We start from the raw sequence: 17,590 nt of genomic DNA, 5'->3' as shown, positions 1-17,590 counted from the left end.
GCTGGGGCAGCCTGGCGAATGATCGTTTTAGCTCTAGCCGTTGGCCTTTCCTGGTCAGCCATTCTGTTTATCGCTTTCTTCAGCATTCTTATCGTTCGGGTCTTTTCTTTGCTATGACTAATCAATTTTGCGAAGGGGCTCAAACCTCAATCAGCGGCGATAACCAAGGGCGTTCCTGGGAGCACTTTTGGTTAGACCAAACCTACAAATTCTCCAATCAAATTCCCAATCAACAAAGTTGGACACGTACAGATCCCGGCTGGGTTTTGGCAGACAACGGCTACTGCCGCTGGCAAAATACCCCGCCCGAAAGAATGCGTGATTTCTCGCCCAATGGACAGGCCCTAGCCGTAGTAGAAAATGCCCCAGCACCTACCCAAGCAAATGCCATCCATGGGGGCATGAGTGACGGCGGTTTTGGTGTTCTGGTGTTGTTGGCCACCGCCGCCGCAGCCGGGCTGTGGTGGGTCAACCGGGGCAAAAAAACAGACCCCACCTACCACCCCCACGCCGACTTAGATTTATCTCTGCCCCCCATGCGCTACTCGCCCGTAGCCATCGACTACATCGAGATCGAAGACGGGGAAGAGGTGCCCGAGGGTTACGAGCTGGTGACAGAGGAGGAGGGGGACAACCACCCAAAGCACCTGATGCCGCAGGGGAATCGAACCCACGGAATTCCTAGCGTTGAGCCCCTCGAATTCGAGTGGAATTCGCGCGAATTCGAGGGGAATTCGCATGGGGCCGATGCGAATTCGCAAAACAGCCAAGATGCGAATTCGCTAGGAATTCCGGGGCTTCCAGCCGATTCGCAAGACTGGCCCCCAAAAACCATGGGGGCACCCTGCGACCCACTTCAGCCAGAGCAAGCGGGGGAATTTGACCTGTACAGAAAGTACGTAGACACCGATGGCCTCAACCCCAAAGGCAACGACATCATTAAGCGCCTGTGGGGTTGCACCCCAGGCCGTAGCGCTGCCTATGAAGCCGCACGCAACCGACGCGATGCCTTCGCCAAACGCCTCGACTATTACCGTTTTGAGGAAGCCTAATGCCTAAGCGTAGAATCAGAAAAGTTAACTCGGGCCACTACTCCCCAGCCCCCACAGCAGCAGTCACATCTACCGCAATTTCTGTCACTCCGCCAAGGGTTTCCCCCTGGCGGGTAGACCTGGCTTTACTACTCCTAACTGTCGGCGGTTTTGCTGCCATTGGTGCAGATTCTTGGATGAGTTGGGAAGGCTTTTCTACCATGCCGATTGACTGGTGGATCGCCGCTATCCTCACCGCAATTGTGGCCGTTTCTCAGATTGGCTCTGGCATCATTCAAGCGTTAGGAGGAGACCCCTTTAAGGGCATTGGTGGCAGCACTAGCGCAGATGATTGGTGGGGTATCACTCTTAAGGGTTTATATGTGCTCGATATCTTCAGTAACTTTGCTGGGTTTGGGGGCACTCAATACCTATCCATTAATGCCCTTTGGGCCGACCCCCTTGGCACTATTGGCCTGCTGCTGTGGAATGCAACCCTGGCCGTTTTGCTAGCCTTTGGCGATGAGATTCTCTTTAGATTGAGAGACCGAATCGCCATCGGGGCGCAAAAGAACCAGCAGCTCGCTAAGATTCGCGCCATTCAGGTCGAGGCCCATAACAAAGTGCTCGACCACTACCGAAAGCTGGCGGTCGAGCAAGCAGAAGCCGCAGGGCAAAACCTATCGGTGGCCTTTGACTGGTTAGACGGGGGCGACAATGTTTAAGCCCTATATCAAATCCTTCCTAGCCACACCACAACGCCTGTGGGCCTGGTCGAGGCTCTACCCCTACGAGTCGATCGGCTATGGCACCCTGCTACTGTTCCTAGCTCTGGCCGCAAAACCAATCATCGTTGCCGCCGCTTGTGTGGCGATCGTCGGGGGAATCTACTGGATGTTCACCGGCCCGCAATAACATAGACCTCAAACCACACCGCGCCCCAGCCACACCTGGGGCGCTTTTTTATCGCCTATCTCGCAAAAGATCATCAATCACCTTTTCTGCACACCAATCGAGCGACTTGCTCATATTGGCCTGGCGGGTCGAATGCAGCAGCCGCACCGAAACTTCGTAATTATGGGTGTAGGTTGTGATTTTGCTCACCGCCTGGCCAATCTCTCTCTCTGCTGCTGGGGTTGCCCTCTTTCTAGCCACAGGCCTATGGGCCACCTTCACCCGTCGCGCCCGGCTCTGGCTCTGCCCACCCAAACTAAAAAAAGGCGTCTTCACCGCCCCAGAGCGATAGAGCTGGTTGTAGCGAATCCACCACGCCACAAAACCAATTACAGCCAGCGCTAACAATACATCCATGGCCCACCTGCACTCCTACTAGAGTCTTCCCAGCAGGGGCCGCTAATTCCGTACAAAACTAATTGGCTAACCAATCCAGCATCAATATGAAGCCAGCCACCCCAGTAGCCGCCACCACAACCCGGTAAATTTTGCCCTGCACCGTCTGACCGCTGATCACCCACTGCGCCATCAAATAGGCCGAATCGGCATAAGTGCGCTGGGGCTCTGGTGGTGGTGGTGGTGGTGGTGGTGGTGGTGGCTCCGGCTTAGGCAGAAGCTCTATAAAATCTATGGGCACATTGCTAGAAATAGTCGCAGGGCCAGAATCCTCGCCCACCGTATCGTGCTCATCCTCAACCACCCTCACCAGGTTTGAGGCTAGGTAAAGGCGATCGCCTATCCCAATCGGGTGCAGCTCACCCACGGCCAACCGTTTGCCAGCAATAAACGTGCCCTCACTGCTGCCCAGGTCTTGCACTGTCCAGCGATCAGCAGCGTAGCTGTAGGCAATGACGCAATGCCGCCGACTCACATCTCGAATATTGATGGTGACATCACATGTGGGATTACGGCCAAACACCCACTCGCCCTGCCGTGAGCCGCTGGGGGCCTCTAAGGCATAGGTAATGTCTGCCCAAACCGGGTCTTTAAACTTCTCATCAAAATAGAGCGTCAGCTTATGGATCGTCATCGTTTAGGCGGGTGGGGGCGGCGGAATGGCTACCGCCATCCTGAAGCCGCTTGGGGGCTTTGTTGCGATCGCCAGACGTAGACAGCGAGACAGATAGCACCAGGGTGAGCACGAAAGCTAAAAGGGGAAAGGCCAGGTCAACAACCATCAAAAAACCAACGGGATAGCATGAGCGTCGGCTAGGGCCTGCCACTGCTCAGCCGCCCCCTCAGGCATGAGGATTACTGCTTTTAGATGGTCGTAAAGGGCCTGCACCAGGGGCCAATTGTCGGCGATCGCTGCCAGCTTCAAATCTTCCCGCCGAATTGGGGGTATGTCTTCCTGCCACTCAAGGAAGGCAGGATCGGCCATAAAGGCGATTTTGAAGCCCTTGGGGTCTGGCTCTGGGGCCGCTGGCTCTGGCTCTGGCGGGGTGTAGGGTTGCCAGTCGCCGCGATCGTAGGCGGTCTGTAGCGCTGCCTGCGTGTTGGCGCTGGTGGAGTAAGCAGCATAATCGGGGCTGCCTTCTACGGTCTCTACAATGTGGGCAACAGAATCAACATCAATAGAGACTTTCATCGTATTACCCTATAAGAACACAATGCAGCCGCTCTCTTTAGGCCGGAGGGGGCACCCGCCGCTACAGTCGATTCCACACTAATTCCTATCAAGTCCAAGGGCAGTATCGGCGAAAATAACGGCAAACTAAAATTGATAATTGAGTTTGCTGGGGCTGTCAGAAACTCAGATTGATTGCCTAAAACAAAATCCCCGAGAATCCCAAGGGTGCTGGGAGTAAGCGATCTAAGCCTAAATTGATTGTAATTAGATGCATCGTAGGTATCGGGCCGACCAATAGTAATTCGAATACTCGAAACAAAAGTCTTGGGGGCAGTTTTTAGGCTGAGGAATGCCAGGCTGGCCGTGATATTTGCCCCTACGTTTACCGCTCCTTGCTCGTAATGAAGGACGCTTAACCATAAACTTCCAGACCACTCCCACTCGCCAACGATCTGCCCGCCGCTGTTCCTTTCTCGCCACACCTGCCCGACGCTAGGGGCGATAGGTTCTGCGGTTTGTTCGTAATGAAGCGCCTGGGGTGGCTTGCCCGACACATCAGCCCAGGCCCCAGATGTAGCCACCGCCGCCAGCCCGGTGATCGTGTTTGCCGGTTGAGAGCCTGTGTGGTTGCCCCTTGCCCGGTTAGCCGTATCGCGGGCATTGAGCTGGGCCGTGCTCTCAAAGGCTGTTAGGGCTCCGGCTTCCAGTTTTAGGCTTAGGGCGGCCTGGGTCGCAGTCTCTAAACTAGCCAGAGCCGCCCCGGTGGCAGTCGAGACGGGCTTATCTAGGTCTGCGGTGTTATCCGCACTGCCTAAACCGACATCTGCCCTGGTGAGCACCACGGCCCCAGCTTTGCCCGCTACAGATTGCACGGGGGCAGCTTCGGCGGCGGCTTCGGCAAAATCGGCGATAGTATCGGCGGTTTGGGTGCCGGTGTGGTTGGCTCTGTTGCGGTTGGCCGTGTCGCGGGCATTGAGTTGGGGCGTGGTTTCGGTGGCCGCTAAAGCCTGGTCGATGACCCGAGAATTAGCGTTTATCTTTTGGAAGGCCACCCGAGGCGGATCGCCTGTGCCATCATTCGGCTCGGTGCCAACGTTAATCGAAGTTAAAGACATCAGTTATATCCACCGTCGTATCTTCACGATCAGCGTAAGGGTGAGTGTCGTTGTCGGCGGCGAGGGGTGGGGGGCCTGCTTCCCTGGCCAGGTGTTCTATTTGCACCAAAAAGGCGGGCTCTGGGCTGCGACCTCGAAAGTTTCGATAGACAACCTTTTGCACCTCTGGCCGCCACAGTATCCCTGTGCCCCTCACCTCTCGGGGGATATCGGCCTGAATGACTAGCGACTCAGCCCTAGGGTAAATGCGCTTCGCGGTGGTGTAAAACGTCTCGCCGTCTTGATTTGTACGAAACCGCACCAGGGCATAGGTTTTGAAAATCACCCCCACCCCCAGGTTTTTGCAGGTAACGCGAAATACCGCGTTACCTGCTGCCAAAGGAGCCGCGCCACTATAAGCCCGCCATACCTTTAGCTTTGGGGCCACCACCCCCAGGCCCTGCCATGGCATTAGCGCCCGATCCTATAGGTGCCCAAGGCCTGTTCATCAGGGCTCTCTGGCTTATAGATCACCGTCACAGGGAACGAAAACGGAATGCCCCCAGGGCGGCCCAGCACCCAGCGGTAATCTTTGCTCGTCAGGCTGGGCAATTTGCGCGCCTTCCGTTCGGCATCGATCGCCGCCACAGTGGCCATGAAGCCGCCTAACTTGGCTATTCTGCCCGACACTACGCCGGTTAAGTCTGGCGGGGCATCGGTGGCCTCTGCTGGGGGCTCTGGCTCCGGTTGCGCCGGGGGCGTTGCTGGGGCCTCCGGTGCTGCCTCTTGCTCAGTAGATAACGCCTTCGAGCGCCTCGTCATGTTCGTCGATTTCGGCTTGTCTGGCGTCGAGTTCTCCACCGTAGACATAATCTTCCCACTCCTGCCGGGTTACAGATTCCATCAGGCCCAGAGAGCCCGCCCTACAAATTAGATAGCCCTCCCCATTGGCACGATCAAAGCTCTCTCGCCAGGTCGGCACCGGTGGGATGTCGGCCAGGGCAAGGTTAAATTCGAGCGTACCGGGGAGGATCAGGTTAGCCATTAGCCACCACCACCAGCGGCGGGATACTCAATCACCTCAGGCCGCTCGATGTTGTAGCCCGCTGCGATCGCCGCCGCCTCTGCGTCGGTGCTGTAGTAGGTGGCAAACACACCGCCGTTATCTTCAATCGAGGCCCGGCCAGGCTTGGTTCTAGAGCCAGTTACCAGGCTTTGGCGCTCGATGGTGGTGTTGATCTGGTTAGCCGCTTGCAGGCCTAGCACGGTGGAGACCCGGTCGAAGTCTACCCGGTTCAGAGGGAAGGCATAGAGAGCCCCGTTGCTTAGCTCTGCAATGGCGGTAACAGAGCGTTTGCCGTCTACGTTGGCCGTTAGGCGTACACCACGCCCCGGCTTGCTCAGAGACCAGCCACCAGCAGCAGCTGCTGCCAGCTTGTTATAGGCCATAAAAGTGCTAGTGGACGCAGGCTGAGAGATAGGGGCGGTCGGGTCTCGCTTGACCACTCGGGCGGGCTTGGGGCTGTTGGCTCCGGTCACCATGATCCGATTAGCGACCGCAGCGGCCTCTACAGCAGTCATGTGCCCCAGCTGGGTCTTAATGTCTGCCCCAGAGATGCCGGTACGAGCGGCCAAATCAACGGTTTTAAAGCCGTAGTGAAGGATCGGGTTGATGGCGACAAAGGTCAGCACATCTCGAAGTTCGCCCCTTGTATATTCGGGCATGGGTTAGGTCTCCTGATTAGAGTAGGTAAGGATCGGCCCCATAAGAGACCACGCCGGAGGTTGCATCAATGCCCATAATCACAGGGATATTAAAAGAGCCCTGATACACTCCGGTGTCGCTGTTATAGGTTCCAGTCACAAAGTTTCTAGAGCTGGGGTTTAGCGCGGGGGTTCGTTCTAGATTTTGGAGGTACATAAGCACCTCAAGGGCATACTTCTCTGGCGTATTGCCTTTGAATGTGCCCCCGGTTCCTTCCTGAAACCCAGCCCCCACTAGATAAGAATTCGCACTTAAAGTTAGATTTCCGTTGCCGTCGATGGCTTGAGAAACCGAAAACTGATAAGTACCACTAAAGGTTTGAGCCTGTTGGTCATGACTGCCAAGAACATTCTCCACCTGACCAGGGTTTACCACCGTACTCAACTGTTTTAGGGAAATAAAGCTCAGTATTTCGTGAGCCTGCCCTTCAGCAGTTGTGCTTTTGATAGTGCCACCTGTGCCCGGTGTAACTGTTGCCATGCAAGCCCTAGAACGTCCATCTGTCCAGCATCCTAGCCTATTCCTTGAACCTGTCAACAGGTGAATCTACTTAGGTTATAACTATCAATACGACAGTACAACATCCATGATTGTCGGTCATTGCACAGAAGGAAAAAACAGACTTATAAATTTATGGAACTTTTACTTTATCCAAAGCTAAGCACTCGATCTAGACGCGCAATTAGAAGGAGGAAAGGCCGCTATGGTAGACCATACGAATATAGACCCTATGGCAACTTGGTCAGACGGTTATCTCAGGAGACAGGGAGAGATCGAGAATGGGTTTTAGATCAACTCGCTAAGGAACGGCAGTATCTGCTGCGTCTAGACGCCGCAGCAGCTCTATGACGTTTTGGTCAAAGTCTGGAGGTTTAGTCGATCGCCACAGATCAAACCGGGCGCGCTTGTCGATGAAATTTCCATCTGTACTGGGGCTGCCACGGTCTAAATAAAGCGTTCTCTGGCGGTTGATGATCGTCAAGTGGCCTGGATAAACGCGGGTGATCTCTTTCCACATTTTGGGGTTGCGCTGGCGTTCACCCGTGCGTTTTTCCTCGGTAACGGTCAGGCCCTTGATTTCTGCTGTACTCAGGGTAAGGAATGCCCTCAGCCTGTCCTCGGCCTCCGCCTCGGTGCCTCCATAGACCTTCAGTGTGCCGCCATTGTTTAGCCTGGCCTTGGCCAGCCAGCGCCCCCACAGGTAACCATTAGGGCCTCCACATACCTGGCGCAGGCGTTCCCAGTCCAGCAGAGCACGCGAAACCTCGGGAATGGTAACGGTTACCCTTGTTAGGCGTTGTTCTCCTCGACGGGCATAGGGCGGAGTTTTCAGGCTGTAGAGGTTGAATTGCAATCTCAAGCCGTCGAGGGGGCGGGCTCGAATGTAGTCGTCGAGGGATTGGCCCACGATTTGACCTAAATCACGATCCTCTACCATCTGGTGGGTGGTGAGAATTGTGGTGAGCTGGCCCCTGACTTCGCTCTCTGGGCCTGCTACCACAAACTTTTCAGCATCATTGGCCCGGTTGGGTTGCACCTCTACCACTCGCTGGGGGCCTTGGTTGATGGTGGCGGCCAGGCGCTGCTGGGCGTAGTAGCCTTCGATCGAGTTAGAGACCACATACCCGGCCTCTATGCAGGCGTCGATCGCCTCCTCGATCAGCTCTTCAGTAAAATTTTGCCAGAACTGGTTAGGGATTTTCTCGACCCGCTCCTCTACGGCCTGGGCAAAGCTCCAGCTAGGGGCGTTGGCCTCTCCCCAGGTATTTCGTACGTTATCCGCATTGCTGCCAAAAATTAGCCCGCCGATGGGGTTGCTAGGGTCTTTTAGCCACCGCCGCGCCCCTTTGTAGAGCCATCCAGCGGTCTGCCGGGCCAGGTTGCGGAATGATTGGCGCAGCACATAGGCGATCTCAAAGGTCAGCTCCTCAAAGGCCTCCTCTGACACTTCGCGCAGCACATAGCTAGCCAGACGCTCGTCAAAGGCAAACAGCGATGTGGCGGGCACAATGCCGCAGGCGAAAAACCCCAGGGCATTGCCAGCAGTGCCCCCCAGGATGCTGCCGTAGGCGCTCCATCGGGCCTTAGCCATCTGGTCTATGCGATCGTCTGGGATGTTCCAGTCAAAGTAATACAACTCGATCGCCGCGCTCGTGAACATCGACCAGAGGTTAGTCAGGCTAAAAACCAGGCTGGGGATCTGGGCCAGAGCTGCCCCGATTAGAAAGCCTCTCAAATTGCCCCAGGTGAATATCTGAGCCAGTTGCTTACCGGCCTGAACAATCTTCTGAAAGAAGCCACCACCGCCCCCACGGTTGCCTACCTGAAGCCGTACTCCCCTGCTGAATAGCTGGGCAGAAGTGAGCGTAAAACCCATAGTTACCTATCCTTTTTTGGGCTGCGATCTCTGATTTGCGGGCCTTCCCCTGGGGGTCTGCCGTAGGGGTTATCGTCACCAGTGGCCGATCTAAACCCGGCCTCCACATCTCTTAGGTAGGCTTCCCAGTCTTCGCCCTGGCCCCCACCGGCGGCGGCCTCATCCACAAAATCGCCCTGCCCTCGGATGTTTTGCCGGATTTGGGTTTTAAGGTCACCCTTGGGATCTAGCCTTCTCCAGTAAACGGCGCGAATAATCGCGGCGGCCTGCAACAGTTCGGCCAGAATGCTCTTGAGGTCTTGCCCGTCTGCATTCTCAAAGCCCCTCACCTTGGCCACAGACTCATTGAGCAGGCCGTCGAAGGGGTCTTGGCCTGGAGTGTAGGCCAGGGGCATATCAACCACGCTGGGGCGGCTCTCAAAGCCTAGAAATTCGGCGTTGGCCTTGGCGGTGAGGTGTGCCAGGTGAGCCTGCTGGGTGGCGCTGCCCGCCTGGGCTAGCGTGCGACTGGTGGTATTGAGAATTTGGGTGGCCGTCACCTGCTGGCTCACCATCATTCCCACCAGCTCTGCCACGGCCTCGGCCATATTCGGCATCCCCACATTTACCGTCCCGGCTGGGGTGGGGATGGGAATTTGCTGGGGCCATTGGCCCATAACCCCGTCAAGCTGCTGCACCTGCCATAGATGCAGTTCTGCCAGTGAGCCGATCTGCAATTGGGAGGGGTTTTGCTTGGCAATTTGGTCTGGCACGCTAACAGGCATACCGTCGAAGCCAATGCCCGATTTGATTTGCTCCAGGCGCTTAATGATCTCTGGGTTGGCCGGGGGAATGCAGCACTTGCCCTCCTCAATGCGGGCGGGCTGCTGTACTGGCTCAATTTGGGGCCTGGTGTTGGGGTTGGTGGTGGTGATCTCTCCAGGGGTGGTGAGGTCGATCGCGGTGCCGGTTGGGGTGGTTGCGGGCTGCCTCAAGCCCACCGGGACAGTGATCGGCGGGTCTGGATTAATAAACCCTGGCGGGTTGATCGACCCGGTAGGGATGGGAACCGGAATAAAGAAGGGTTGAGCGGTTCGCTTGCCCTCTTGGTCGGGTTGCAGGGGGCGACTGGGGCCAGTGGGGTTCAGCGGGTCGAGGGGTTGCTGGGGCTGAGTTGGTGCGAGTGGGTCGGTGTCGGGCTGAGGGCTAGCGGGTGCAGGCGCGAAATTGGGGGGCGCGTCTGGGGCCGCAAAAGGAGAGCCAGCCCCGATGGGAGCTGTATCGGGAACAGGGGCGGGCGATCGTTCTGGCCAAGGTGAATTAGGCGCGGGGGCCGTAGGGCGCGCATTAGGTGCCGCTGGAACCGCGCGCGGGCGGCCTGCGCCATCTGTGCCATTAGGGCGGTAGGGATTGGGCGATCGCTCTGGGGTGGTACTGCCTGTTTGTGGAGCTGGAGGGTTGCCGCCTGTATCGGGCAGGCCGCCAGCCCTTTCGAACGAAAGGGTAAAAGTGCCCTTTTCTTTCGTTCGAAAGGAAACATCGTTGTCTTGAGCGATGGCCCTTGTAGAGCCATCGCCTTGAGTAATTAGCAAGGCCAGGTTTCTCGGCCCACAAAGGCCAGGGTTACTGTACTCCAGGCGAGCATTAGAGACAGGCCCCAAAATATTGAATTCCGATAAAAACTCAATACTCCATGGAACGGTAAGCGACCCATCGCACCAAACCCGATCGAATTCAAGTCGGCCCGATGCTCGGTAGAGTATGCCTGGCATTTGCCCACCAGTGAAGGGTGCAGGGCCATAGATAGGATCGCCAGGCACAACTACAGGCCCGGCCCCAGCTGCTGCTGGGGGAAACTGCCCAGGGTATTCCTCCCCACCGGGGCGAGGGGTGGCCGCGCCTGGCTGTGGGGGAATGCCTACACCCGGCTCTGCCGGATCTGGCCAAAAGAAACCATCAACGGCCCTCCCAATACCACCGCCGACCGCACCGCCGACCGCACCGCCCGCCAGGCCGCCGCCGACTGCACCAACGACGCCACCAGCACCCGCGCCCGCTACAGTGCCCACGCCTGGCACGGCAGAGCCGATCGCACCACCAGCAGCGCTGCCCCCAGCGAAACCGGCCACCTGGCCACCAACCGAGCCAGCTACGCCCCCCAGGCCTACGCCTAATCCCTCAAACAGCCCGGCCCCTTGGTTATAGGCTTGAGCTGCACCGATGCCGCCGCCAATAGCAGCCCCAGCCAGGCCCGCGCCTGAGAGGCTTTGCCTAGCCAGCTGCCCTGCGGTAGGGGCCAAGCCGGGGGCCAGGGTACTATTCGGCAATCGGCCCTCTGGGGTATAAAAAACCCGATTGCCCAAGCTGTCGGCGGCATAGGTGCCGGTTTGCTGCTGGCGCAGAGGAACTGTAGGCCCACCTTGATAGAGGTAGGGATTCTCACCAAGGGGAACAGTCGTCATGGGCGGTATTGCGTTGGGATTGCTGCGGTAGAAATGCTTCGAACATTCACCCAGAATGGTTGGGGTGATGCGCGCCAGGTATCTTCTAGTTCTAAGGAAACGCGAAAAATAATCCGCTCTGTCTTGTTAGCCGCCAGGCCATCTTGAGCCGTGACAACTGGCACTAAAATGCCACCGACAGATTCTTGGTAGTCAGTGGCTTTGTGGAGCTGGTAGAAGGCTCCGTTGGCCCATCCGACCAACTTAGAGAGAGAGTTGACGCTGGCGGGTAAGTCTGTAGCAGGGTTGAAAGCAGTCATCAGGTTACCTATTGAGAATCAGATACAAAATCGCCAGCCCCGCAAAGCCAAGCACATAGGCCAGGGCTGCTTGCTTCCAACTTTGAAAGGGGAAATAGAGAGGAGGGATTCGGCGGTTTTTTTTGCTCACAAGAGAACCACGAATTTGCTCTAATTTTGCCCTAACTCAGCTCCACCAACAGGAATTTATAGGGCTATTCTTAGGCAAGGATTAGCAACCACAACCCAGAATGCTTATATGGCAAGCCTTTTACGTTTACCTACAGAGGTCTGCAAAACCTCCACCCCCGGTTCGAATCCGGGTGTCGCCTTTTTAACGGTAAACCGCTCAATTCAGCCTCCAGAGGTTCCGACAGACGGCGAGTTTAGCATTGTGCTGCAGCTTGCCAATCAGGGGTAGTGAGCGAGTATCGTCGTCCGTACCAGTATCGGCACATGTTTATTACCCTGGGCCTGGAGATGGATAAGGTGCAAAGATTGAATTCTAGAAAATCAGATGCTGTTTGGGTCTTAGTTAAAGATGCCTAGAAGCCCTAGGGCATGCATGACGGCAGAGAGACGGGTTTGAACGCCAAACTTTTCATAGATATGCTCTAGGTGTTTTTTGGCGGTGCGATCGCTCATGCCCAGCAGCTTGCCTACCTCCACCAGGCTTTTATCTTTAGCCACCCAAAACAAGACTTCTGACTCTCGCTTGGTTAAGCCCAGCAATTGCAATGACTCTGCCGAGAACGGCTCTGGTTCAGTCTCTTCGAGCAGCAGGTAAAGCTGTTCAACTTTTGGGCAGTAGCTAAAGCGAATGGCCAACCGTTGCTCTTCTAGCTGTAGTCTCAGGGGGCGAGCTACTCTACAAACTTCTTCTACCTGAGAAAACATGGAGAGCTGACGATTGACCCACTGCTGCAACAGGTCGGGCAGGGCAATCGGGGCCTTGGAGGGTGGAAAGTAGCGGTGTAAGATTTCCCCGGCTTTTTGGGTGATCCACTGCACGGTGCCGCAGGTGGATAGGGCAATGAGAGCCGTTTGGTCGGTGGCAGATTGCTGCTGAGCTAGATGGTCGTGTACTTGGTGAAAAGCAGCCAGGTTGTCATAGGCCTGTTTGAGGTGGGGACGGATAAGGTTTAGGACGAGGCGATCGCGCTTGGTGAAATTGCGGCGATCGCGGCTGATCATTAAACCACATCGTTCTTGTCCCCTATAAAAGGAATCAGTCTTTGGCAGTTTTTGCAATGTAGATGGAAGTTTAAAGTAAGTTACCATTTGATCTTCCAAGCCATAGTGCTTAAAAAAGCCTGTGTATAGAAGGTCTTGACGGTGAAATTCTGACTCGGTCAAAAGATCAGATATAGCTAAAGCGTGCTCATCTGTTGTTTTTTCATAGTGACTTGCTACAGGATGTGAGAAAAAATGCTGAGGCACTGCTGTATATGTTTCTGCCGTAACACCCACCGTCGGATCTGGGAATGTCACAAAACGTGGCAATGTTTTGGCACCCATGCGAAAAGTGACCACTCCCGACAGTTCTGAACCAACGACCCTGGGCAAAGCAGTTATGAGATCTACTGGAAAAGCTTCCAAGCTGCAAGGGATGTAGAGCGACTTTAAGAACCCATTAAGGCTTTTCCAATCCGCATTCGTTAGGGTTTCCATACTTTGCTACCAAAAGCAGAGCTGCTTAAGATTTGGGTACGGCGATCGTCGTATTGCTTCTAAAAATAGATTTTGGCATTCTTAGGTCTATTACGTCAATAAATCAGAAATTTTGGCTAATCATAAGGAGGATAGAGCAATTTCGGAGGCTTGCCCGGGTATTTTTAGCTGGAATCTAGCAATTTTTTATACTTCTCTCAGCAGGCAATGGCAGCTTCATAATTTAGTACGGCGATCGTCGTATTGCTTCCCTATGGGTTTAAGTTTCCAGACAGCGTACTCCTTGCCTGGCTGGCTCTACACTGCCGGGGGCATAGCTCGGAGGTTGCTCGCGTCTCCGGAAGCTTTGTGACACAAGGTTGATAGGATTCAGCGATCGAAGCGTTATGTTCCTGGTTTTGAAGGCGGTTCAGAGGGTTGGCTGGCTAATCAGATATTGATTGATGCCTTTGATAAACGCTTGTTTGACAAAATGGAAAACAGATCAAATCCAATTCAAATAAAAGATTTTTTTCTCTCTCTTTCTCGAAGGCAGCTTGCATTTTGGTAAATTACCATGCTTTTCAAATATTCAAATTTATCCAGAGATTCTAAGTGTAATTCTACTGGAAACTTCTTTTGTTAAAACCATTAAAGGAAATCATTTAGACCTAGGAAGTTGGCAACTTCTTTGCCAGGGCATAGCTTGGTCTTTGTTAGCGGCCTTTGGGTTAAGAGTGCTGTGGAATAGTGCTCTACTGATCCACGGATTCGGGCATTGTCTTATCCGGGTTCTGGTCGATCAGAACCCAGCGGTCTTCAGCCTGGCATCAATCTTAGAAAATAGAACACTTGCAGAGGTAGTCCGCTCCTGCCTGCCTTTACAGCCAATTGTTTTACCCTCGCGGGATAGTCAACATCTCCCCTGGGTTGCCGTGGGCGATCGCACGCCTTGGAAGGTTCGCAGTAAGGCTATGGGGGGGGTGCTGTTTAATGGTTTGGCCGTGGGATGGGCCAGCCTCTGCTATGGGAGCCTTTTGCCTTTGCTGTCAGGGTTTCCCCAATTGCTCTGGGCAAACGTTTTGGTATTAGCGATTCCTATGTTCGCGATCGCCAATGCCATCACGCTGGTTTGTTCTGTTTCTGATGCGGTAGCGATAGTGTCTGGTCGCGCCGACTACTTCTACTGCGGTAACTTTGGCTTTATTGCCCAAAAGACCGACCCCCAACTGGAGGGATTAATTCCCCAGCGTTGGCTCGAATTATTTAAGACAATGGGGCGTGAAACAGAGGTAAGGGGAGAGCAAGCTGGTGGAGGGTTGACCATCGGCCAAGACTGGACCGGTCGAAGCTATTTTGTGGGGGACAAAATAGTTAATGCCAAACGCAGTAACTTAACTCAATCTTTAGAAAAGGTCTTTCATGGCACTCGCGATCGGGCCTGGCGAGCCGGATATCGTCCTCGATACAATGCCATTACTGGTGTTTGGCACTACCGCTTTGGTACCAGTGGTCCTCCTTCTGTCTTAGAAACGCATTGGCACGAATGGAGCCCAGATCGCCTCGAAAAAGTTTGGCAGATCGAAAATGATAAATATACCGCCAAGCTCCAGAATGTGAATCACCGGATTACCCACAACGGTGACTTCGATGCTTGGCAACTCTTCGGCCGATTAGTTGATTACCGAACCTTAGGGTTGTGGCTAGAGCGGGTGTTACAGGTACCTAACCAAACCGTCGGCGATTCTCCAAAGATTGCCGGGATGATGGATCTGCTCATTACCCAGGGCATGTGGTTGCCTTCGGTGCGGTTGGCCTATCAACTGATGATTGCCTCCTCTGTGGACGATGCCTTTGGAGGGGCTGAATTGACTAAGGATGCACCCCATACAGCCCCGGCTGGCGACCAACTCGAACGCTGGGCTCAGCTCTGCGAAGCCGCCTTTGTAGAACATCTTAACTACCTTCCCGCAGCCAAAGAACTCACGACTTCCCACAGTCTTTACCAACTGCAGCAGCTGATGATTCACCATCTGCAGCAGGACAACCAACTAGCCAGTATCGATCAATGTAAGCTCTGCCTCTTTGTACAAGCCACCCTAGAGGGCTTTTTATACAACGACCTATATCGAGCTACTCAATTTTTTATGTTGCGAGCACGAGGCAGCTTTGGCCTCGTCACGGTGTCAACGTTAACCCCTGACAAGCTGGTCTTAAGTAGTTTGGGACAGCCAATAACGATTGGTGTCGACCCTCAGCAGCAATATTCCATTTATGCCTCTGAGCCTTCGGCAGTGGATGCGGTCTTGCTTCACAAGCCAAAGACTTATCGCTTAGATTTAAACCAAAATACAGGAGAAATTGCAGTTTTATCTCCAACGCACCTTGAAATTTTCTCAATGACGGAAAAGCGCGAGCTTCAGGAAAGTGAGATTATTGATCGACGATTCTTCTACAGGCAATCCCCTGACTTGCAGCGGATTCCAAAACTGACCACACCGGGGATGGATCCCATAGAGAAAGATTTATTAGACATTCCCTTTATTTTGCAAACCATTCGGGAGACTTGGGTTGACCCGACGTCTTGGAATCGTCAAAGTGCTGAGTATCTATTGAGTTTACTGATTCCCAAGGCTCGATATTTATCTGAAAAGCAAGGCAAACTCAAATTCTTTGATTTAGACCCTGCACTAGCGGAGTCACGTCATGTAGATATTCTCATTACCGGCGTTGAAAATAGTCTCTGGTTGGGGGAACGATTCGCCAAAGATTTGAAAAGTATTTTTCCCCTGTTGTCAATTAAGACCCTCTCATCGAACCTAGTGTTACAACAGCTGCAGCACGACTTCGATAGTCTAGGACTGGCCAAGCAATCTATTGTTTTTGCCATTAGCCAGTCGGGGCAAACGTTCTCCACCTTGCAGGTGCTCCACACCAGTGATCTACTGGTGCGACAGGGAGTTATTCGCGAGTTTTTTGTCCTCACTGGGGAACCTACCAGTTTTATCGGATCTTCTCTGGCGCGTCCGGTGTATTCAGGAGAACCGTTTAGCAGGCGTATGTTTACCAACAAAAGCGGTCGCCGTCTAGCCGAACCCGCAACCGCCTCAGTGGCTGCGACTCACCAAACCTTAACCGAGTTGCTGTTTTACCTGACTCGCCAAATGCAAATCGCCTTCCCGGACCAGCGCCCCTTGGGCATGACGCTATCGCCAGAAGGTTTGCTAGTACTGCAAGGAATGGAAGATGAGTTTTTTCTGCAAGGTGCGGTAGATATTCTAGGTGCCAATACCTCGGGCGAAGCGCAGCCCACGCGTTTGCATCGCCAAATCATTGAGGGTGGGCAGCGATGGTCCCTTCACATCACTGAAACCCCGCTGGCCTGGGGCATCCATGCCCTTTACATTGTGATTACAGTAGGTTGGCTGATTCCCTTTGGCTACAGTATTCCCCTAGCCCAAACCCTGATGAAGGGGACGTTGATGTTATGCAATTTGCCAGCGACCACTCTGTTGAGTAAGAGTTTATTAACTGATTGCGTCCTGATAGACATCGGCATTTATATTTTTGGCCCTTGGTTATGGACCCTGGGGCTGAGGCTACTACAGCGACGTCAGTTATTAGCTCGCACCGGAAAACGGACCCTGGTAATTGGCGATGTGCCCTGGGTGCAGCAAACCCTGAGAATTTACGTGAGTAAGCTGTTTTCCCTGAGTTACGGTATCACCTCGTTAGAAATTCACGGGGCCAATCCTCAAGACCATTTAGTCCACCAGTTTGGCCATCAAGTGGTGCGCGGCACTTTGCTGTTCTTTGGGTTTCCAGATGGCCGTTGCAGTGAAAAACAGGCGAATGAAGAGAAATCTGTGCTGATGACGGCTCGACAGGCTAATGGTATTCAACATTTGCGCACCGGCCCTGAGGTAATCGCGGTGGGCACCAATCCAATGCTTGCAGATCAAGGATTTGCTAGGGTTATCTTACTGCCCAGTCCTACTCAACAGGCCTGTGAAGACAGTGAACAACCTCCCCTGACAACAAATTTAATTGAAACTCTGCGTGAATCGCGGTATGGATCGTTTAGGCGATTGCTGACCAGCTATCTTTTTTTCTGGGCACTGGCGAAACGGGTGGCTTCATTCCCTTTGCTGCGTTATAGCTTTTGGCGATCGCAGAGCCGCACCAAGATTATGACTACTGCCGCTCCAGTTTCTGCCACTAGCCTTAACCGCCCTGAGCAGGAGGAGATCACCATTCTAGATCTCGCTGCCTTGGTGAATCGAGAGCAAAGTTGACCGTATACACTCGCCCTGTGGCCCGAGCACCCATTCCTTCGATACGGCCATCGAGGGCGTATTCAACCACGTTGGACGGGGTTCGAAGTCGGGCCATCGACGAACAACCAGTGATCAGAACGACAGGGGATGTCG

The 17,590-nt window shown here is 54.2% G+C and carries 18 protein-coding genes; 4 read left to right on the top strand and 14 right to left on the bottom strand.

Annotated elements, in window-relative coordinates; genetic code table 11:
- The first annotated feature begins 113 nt into the window (after positions 1 to 113).
- From RRF56_RS17160 to RRF56_RS17150, 3 genes are read left to right on the top strand one after another with little or no spacing between them, the layout of a single operon-like run.
- Positions 114 to 1,052, top strand: coding sequence for a hypothetical protein (locus tag RRF56_RS17160; RefSeq protein ID WP_317033845.1), 939 nt, complete (start codon positions 114 to 116; stop codon positions 1,050 to 1,052).
- Positions 1,052 to 1,756: a hypothetical protein gene (locus RRF56_RS17155; protein WP_317033844.1), complete on the top strand. Its 705-nt coding sequence runs from the start codon at positions 1,052 to 1,054 to the stop codon at positions 1,754 to 1,756. Before RRF56_RS17160 ends, RRF56_RS17155 begins: the two co-directional genes overlap by 1 nt.
- Complete coding sequence (locus RRF56_RS17150) at positions 1,749 to 1,946, top strand: hypothetical protein (protein WP_317033843.1); 198 nt, start codon at positions 1,749 to 1,751, stop codon at positions 1,944 to 1,946. The genes RRF56_RS17155 and RRF56_RS17150 overlap by 8 nt, the downstream gene beginning before the upstream one ends.
- Positions 1,947 to 1,994: 48 nt before the next feature.
- Here the strand turns inward: RRF56_RS17150 and RRF56_RS17145 are convergent, their stop codons facing one another.
- The 14 genes from RRF56_RS17145 to RRF56_RS17080 all read right to left on the bottom strand — a co-directional run bounded on the left by RRF56_RS17145 (position 1,995) and on the right by RRF56_RS17080 (position 12,704).
- On the bottom strand, positions 1,995 to 2,342 hold the full coding sequence (locus RRF56_RS17145; protein WP_317033842.1) for a hypothetical protein: 348 nt from the start codon (positions 2,340 to 2,342) through the stop codon (positions 1,995 to 1,997).
- A gap of 58 nt (positions 2,343 to 2,400) precedes the next feature.
- Entirely contained in the window at positions 2,401 to 3,015 is a 615-nt protein-coding gene (locus RRF56_RS17140) for an FHA domain-containing protein (protein ID WP_317033841.1), read from the bottom strand.
- A complete protein-coding gene (locus tag RRF56_RS17135; protein ID WP_317033840.1) occupies positions 3,002 to 3,163 on the bottom strand; it encodes a hypothetical protein in 162 nt (53 codons plus the stop codon). The genes RRF56_RS17140 and RRF56_RS17135 overlap by 14 nt, the downstream gene beginning before the upstream one ends.
- A complete protein-coding gene (locus RRF56_RS17130) occupies positions 3,163 to 3,573 on the bottom strand; it encodes a hypothetical protein (protein WP_317034387.1) in 411 nt (136 codons plus the stop codon). Before RRF56_RS17130 ends, RRF56_RS17135 begins: the two co-directional genes overlap by 1 nt.
- Entirely contained in the window at positions 3,570 to 4,670 is a 1,101-nt protein-coding gene (locus RRF56_RS17125; RefSeq protein WP_317033838.1) for a hypothetical protein, read from the bottom strand. The genes RRF56_RS17130 and RRF56_RS17125 overlap by 4 nt, the downstream gene beginning before the upstream one ends.
- A complete protein-coding gene (locus tag RRF56_RS17120) occupies positions 4,651 to 5,121 on the bottom strand; it encodes a hypothetical protein (RefSeq protein WP_317033837.1) in 471 nt (156 codons plus the stop codon). Before RRF56_RS17120 ends, RRF56_RS17125 begins: the two co-directional genes overlap by 20 nt.
- Positions 5,121 to 5,471, bottom strand: coding sequence for a hypothetical protein (locus RRF56_RS17115; protein ID WP_317033836.1), 351 nt, complete (start codon positions 5,469 to 5,471; stop codon positions 5,121 to 5,123). The genes RRF56_RS17120 and RRF56_RS17115 overlap by 1 nt, the downstream gene beginning before the upstream one ends.
- Positions 5,440 to 5,694 carry a hypothetical protein gene (locus RRF56_RS17110; protein WP_317033835.1) on the bottom strand — a complete coding sequence of 85 codons (255 nt, stop codon included), beginning with the start codon at positions 5,692 to 5,694 and terminating at the stop codon, positions 5,440 to 5,442. The genes RRF56_RS17115 and RRF56_RS17110 overlap by 32 nt, the downstream gene beginning before the upstream one ends.
- Positions 5,694 to 6,374 (bottom strand): hypothetical protein, encoded by a 681-nt coding sequence (locus RRF56_RS17105; protein ID WP_317033834.1) that lies wholly within the window; start codon positions 6,372 to 6,374, stop codon positions 5,694 to 5,696. The genes RRF56_RS17110 and RRF56_RS17105 overlap by 1 nt, the downstream gene beginning before the upstream one ends.
- Positions 6,375 to 6,390: 16 nt before the next feature.
- Positions 6,391 to 6,894, bottom strand: a complete 504-nt coding sequence (locus RRF56_RS17100) for a hypothetical protein (protein ID WP_317033833.1) — start codon at positions 6,892 to 6,894, stop codon at positions 6,391 to 6,393.
- 319 nt (positions 6,895 to 7,213) lie between these two features.
- On the bottom strand, positions 7,214 to 8,791 hold the full coding sequence (locus RRF56_RS17095) for a hypothetical protein (RefSeq protein WP_317033832.1): 1,578 nt from the start codon (positions 8,789 to 8,791) through the stop codon (positions 7,214 to 7,216).
- A gap of 2 nt (positions 8,792 to 8,793) precedes the next feature.
- Positions 8,794 to 11,232: a hypothetical protein gene (locus RRF56_RS17090; protein WP_317033831.1), complete on the bottom strand. Its 2,439-nt coding sequence runs from the start codon at positions 11,230 to 11,232 to the stop codon at positions 8,794 to 8,796.
- Positions 11,229 to 11,531, bottom strand: coding sequence for a hypothetical protein (locus RRF56_RS17085; RefSeq protein ID WP_317033830.1), 303 nt, complete (start codon positions 11,529 to 11,531; stop codon positions 11,229 to 11,231). The genes RRF56_RS17090 and RRF56_RS17085 overlap by 4 nt, the downstream gene beginning before the upstream one ends.
- A gap of 510 nt (positions 11,532 to 12,041) precedes the next feature.
- Positions 12,042 to 12,704, bottom strand: coding sequence for a response regulator transcription factor (locus tag RRF56_RS17080; protein WP_317034386.1), 663 nt, complete (start codon positions 12,702 to 12,704; stop codon positions 12,042 to 12,044).
- Between the two features lie 1,013 nt (positions 12,705 to 13,717).
- On the opposite strand from RRF56_RS17080, the gene RRF56_RS17075 reads away from it, so the two are divergent.
- Positions 13,718 to 17,455 carry a hypothetical protein gene (locus tag RRF56_RS17075; protein ID WP_317034385.1) on the top strand — a complete coding sequence of 1,246 codons (3,738 nt, stop codon included), beginning with the start codon at positions 13,718 to 13,720 and terminating at the stop codon, positions 17,453 to 17,455.
- Positions 17,456 to 17,590 lie beyond the last annotated feature (135 nt).

The organism is Nodosilinea sp. E11, from assembly GCF_032813545.1.
Lineage (GTDB): Bacteria > Cyanobacteriota > Cyanobacteriia > Phormidesmidales > Phormidesmidaceae > Nodosilinea.
This window is presented reverse-complemented; position numbering and strand designations above follow the sequence as displayed.

Excerpts from the sequence above, each read along its gene's own strand:
- RRF56_RS17160 (WP_317033845.1), top strand. The coding sequence starts at position 114 with ATGACTAATCAATTTTGCGAAGGGGCTCAAACCTCAATCAGCGGCGAT.
- RRF56_RS17155 (WP_317033844.1), top strand. The coding sequence starts at position 1,052 with ATGCCTAAGCGTAGAATCAGAAAAGTTAACTCGGGCCACTACTCCCCA.
- RRF56_RS17150 (WP_317033843.1), top strand. The coding sequence starts at position 1,749 with ATGTTTAAGCCCTATATCAAATCCTTCCTAGCCACACCACAACGCCTG.
- RRF56_RS17145 (WP_317033842.1), bottom strand. The coding sequence starts at position 2,342 with ATGGATGTATTGTTAGCGCTGGCTGTAATTGGTTTTGTGGCGTGGTGG.
- RRF56_RS17140 (WP_317033841.1), bottom strand. The coding sequence starts at position 3,015 with ATGACGATCCATAAGCTGACGCTCTATTTTGATGAGAAGTTTAAAGAC.
- RRF56_RS17135 (WP_317033840.1), bottom strand. The coding sequence starts at position 3,163 with ATGGTTGTTGACCTGGCCTTTCCCCTTTTAGCTTTCGTGCTCACCCTG.
- RRF56_RS17130 (WP_317034387.1), bottom strand. The coding sequence starts at position 3,573 with ATGAAAGTCTCTATTGATGTTGATTCTGTTGCCCACATTGTAGAGACC.
- RRF56_RS17125 (WP_317033838.1), bottom strand. The coding sequence starts at position 4,670 with ATGTCTTTAACTTCGATTAACGTTGGCACCGAGCCGAATGATGGCACA.
- RRF56_RS17120 (WP_317033837.1), bottom strand. The coding sequence starts at position 5,121 with ATGCCATGGCAGGGCCTGGGGGTGGTGGCCCCAAAGCTAAAGGTATGG.
- RRF56_RS17115 (WP_317033836.1), bottom strand. The coding sequence starts at position 5,471 with ATGACGAGGCGCTCGAAGGCGTTATCTACTGAGCAAGAGGCAGCACCG.
- RRF56_RS17110 (WP_317033835.1), bottom strand. The coding sequence starts at position 5,694 with ATGGCTAACCTGATCCTCCCCGGTACGCTCGAATTTAACCTTGCCCTG.
- RRF56_RS17105 (WP_317033834.1), bottom strand. The coding sequence starts at position 6,374 with ATGCCCGAATATACAAGGGGCGAACTTCGAGATGTGCTGACCTTTGTC.
- RRF56_RS17100 (WP_317033833.1), bottom strand. The coding sequence starts at position 6,894 with ATGGCAACAGTTACACCGGGCACAGGTGGCACTATCAAAAGCACAACT.
- RRF56_RS17095 (WP_317033832.1), bottom strand. The coding sequence starts at position 8,791 with ATGGGTTTTACGCTCACTTCTGCCCAGCTATTCAGCAGGGGAGTACGG.
- RRF56_RS17090 (WP_317033831.1), bottom strand. The coding sequence starts at position 11,232 with ATGACGACTGTTCCCCTTGGTGAGAATCCCTACCTCTATCAAGGTGGG.
- RRF56_RS17085 (WP_317033830.1), bottom strand. The coding sequence starts at position 11,531 with ATGACTGCTTTCAACCCTGCTACAGACTTACCCGCCAGCGTCAACTCT.
- RRF56_RS17080 (WP_317034386.1), bottom strand. The coding sequence starts at position 12,704 with ATGATCAGCCGCGATCGCCGCAATTTCACCAAGCGCGATCGCCTCGTC.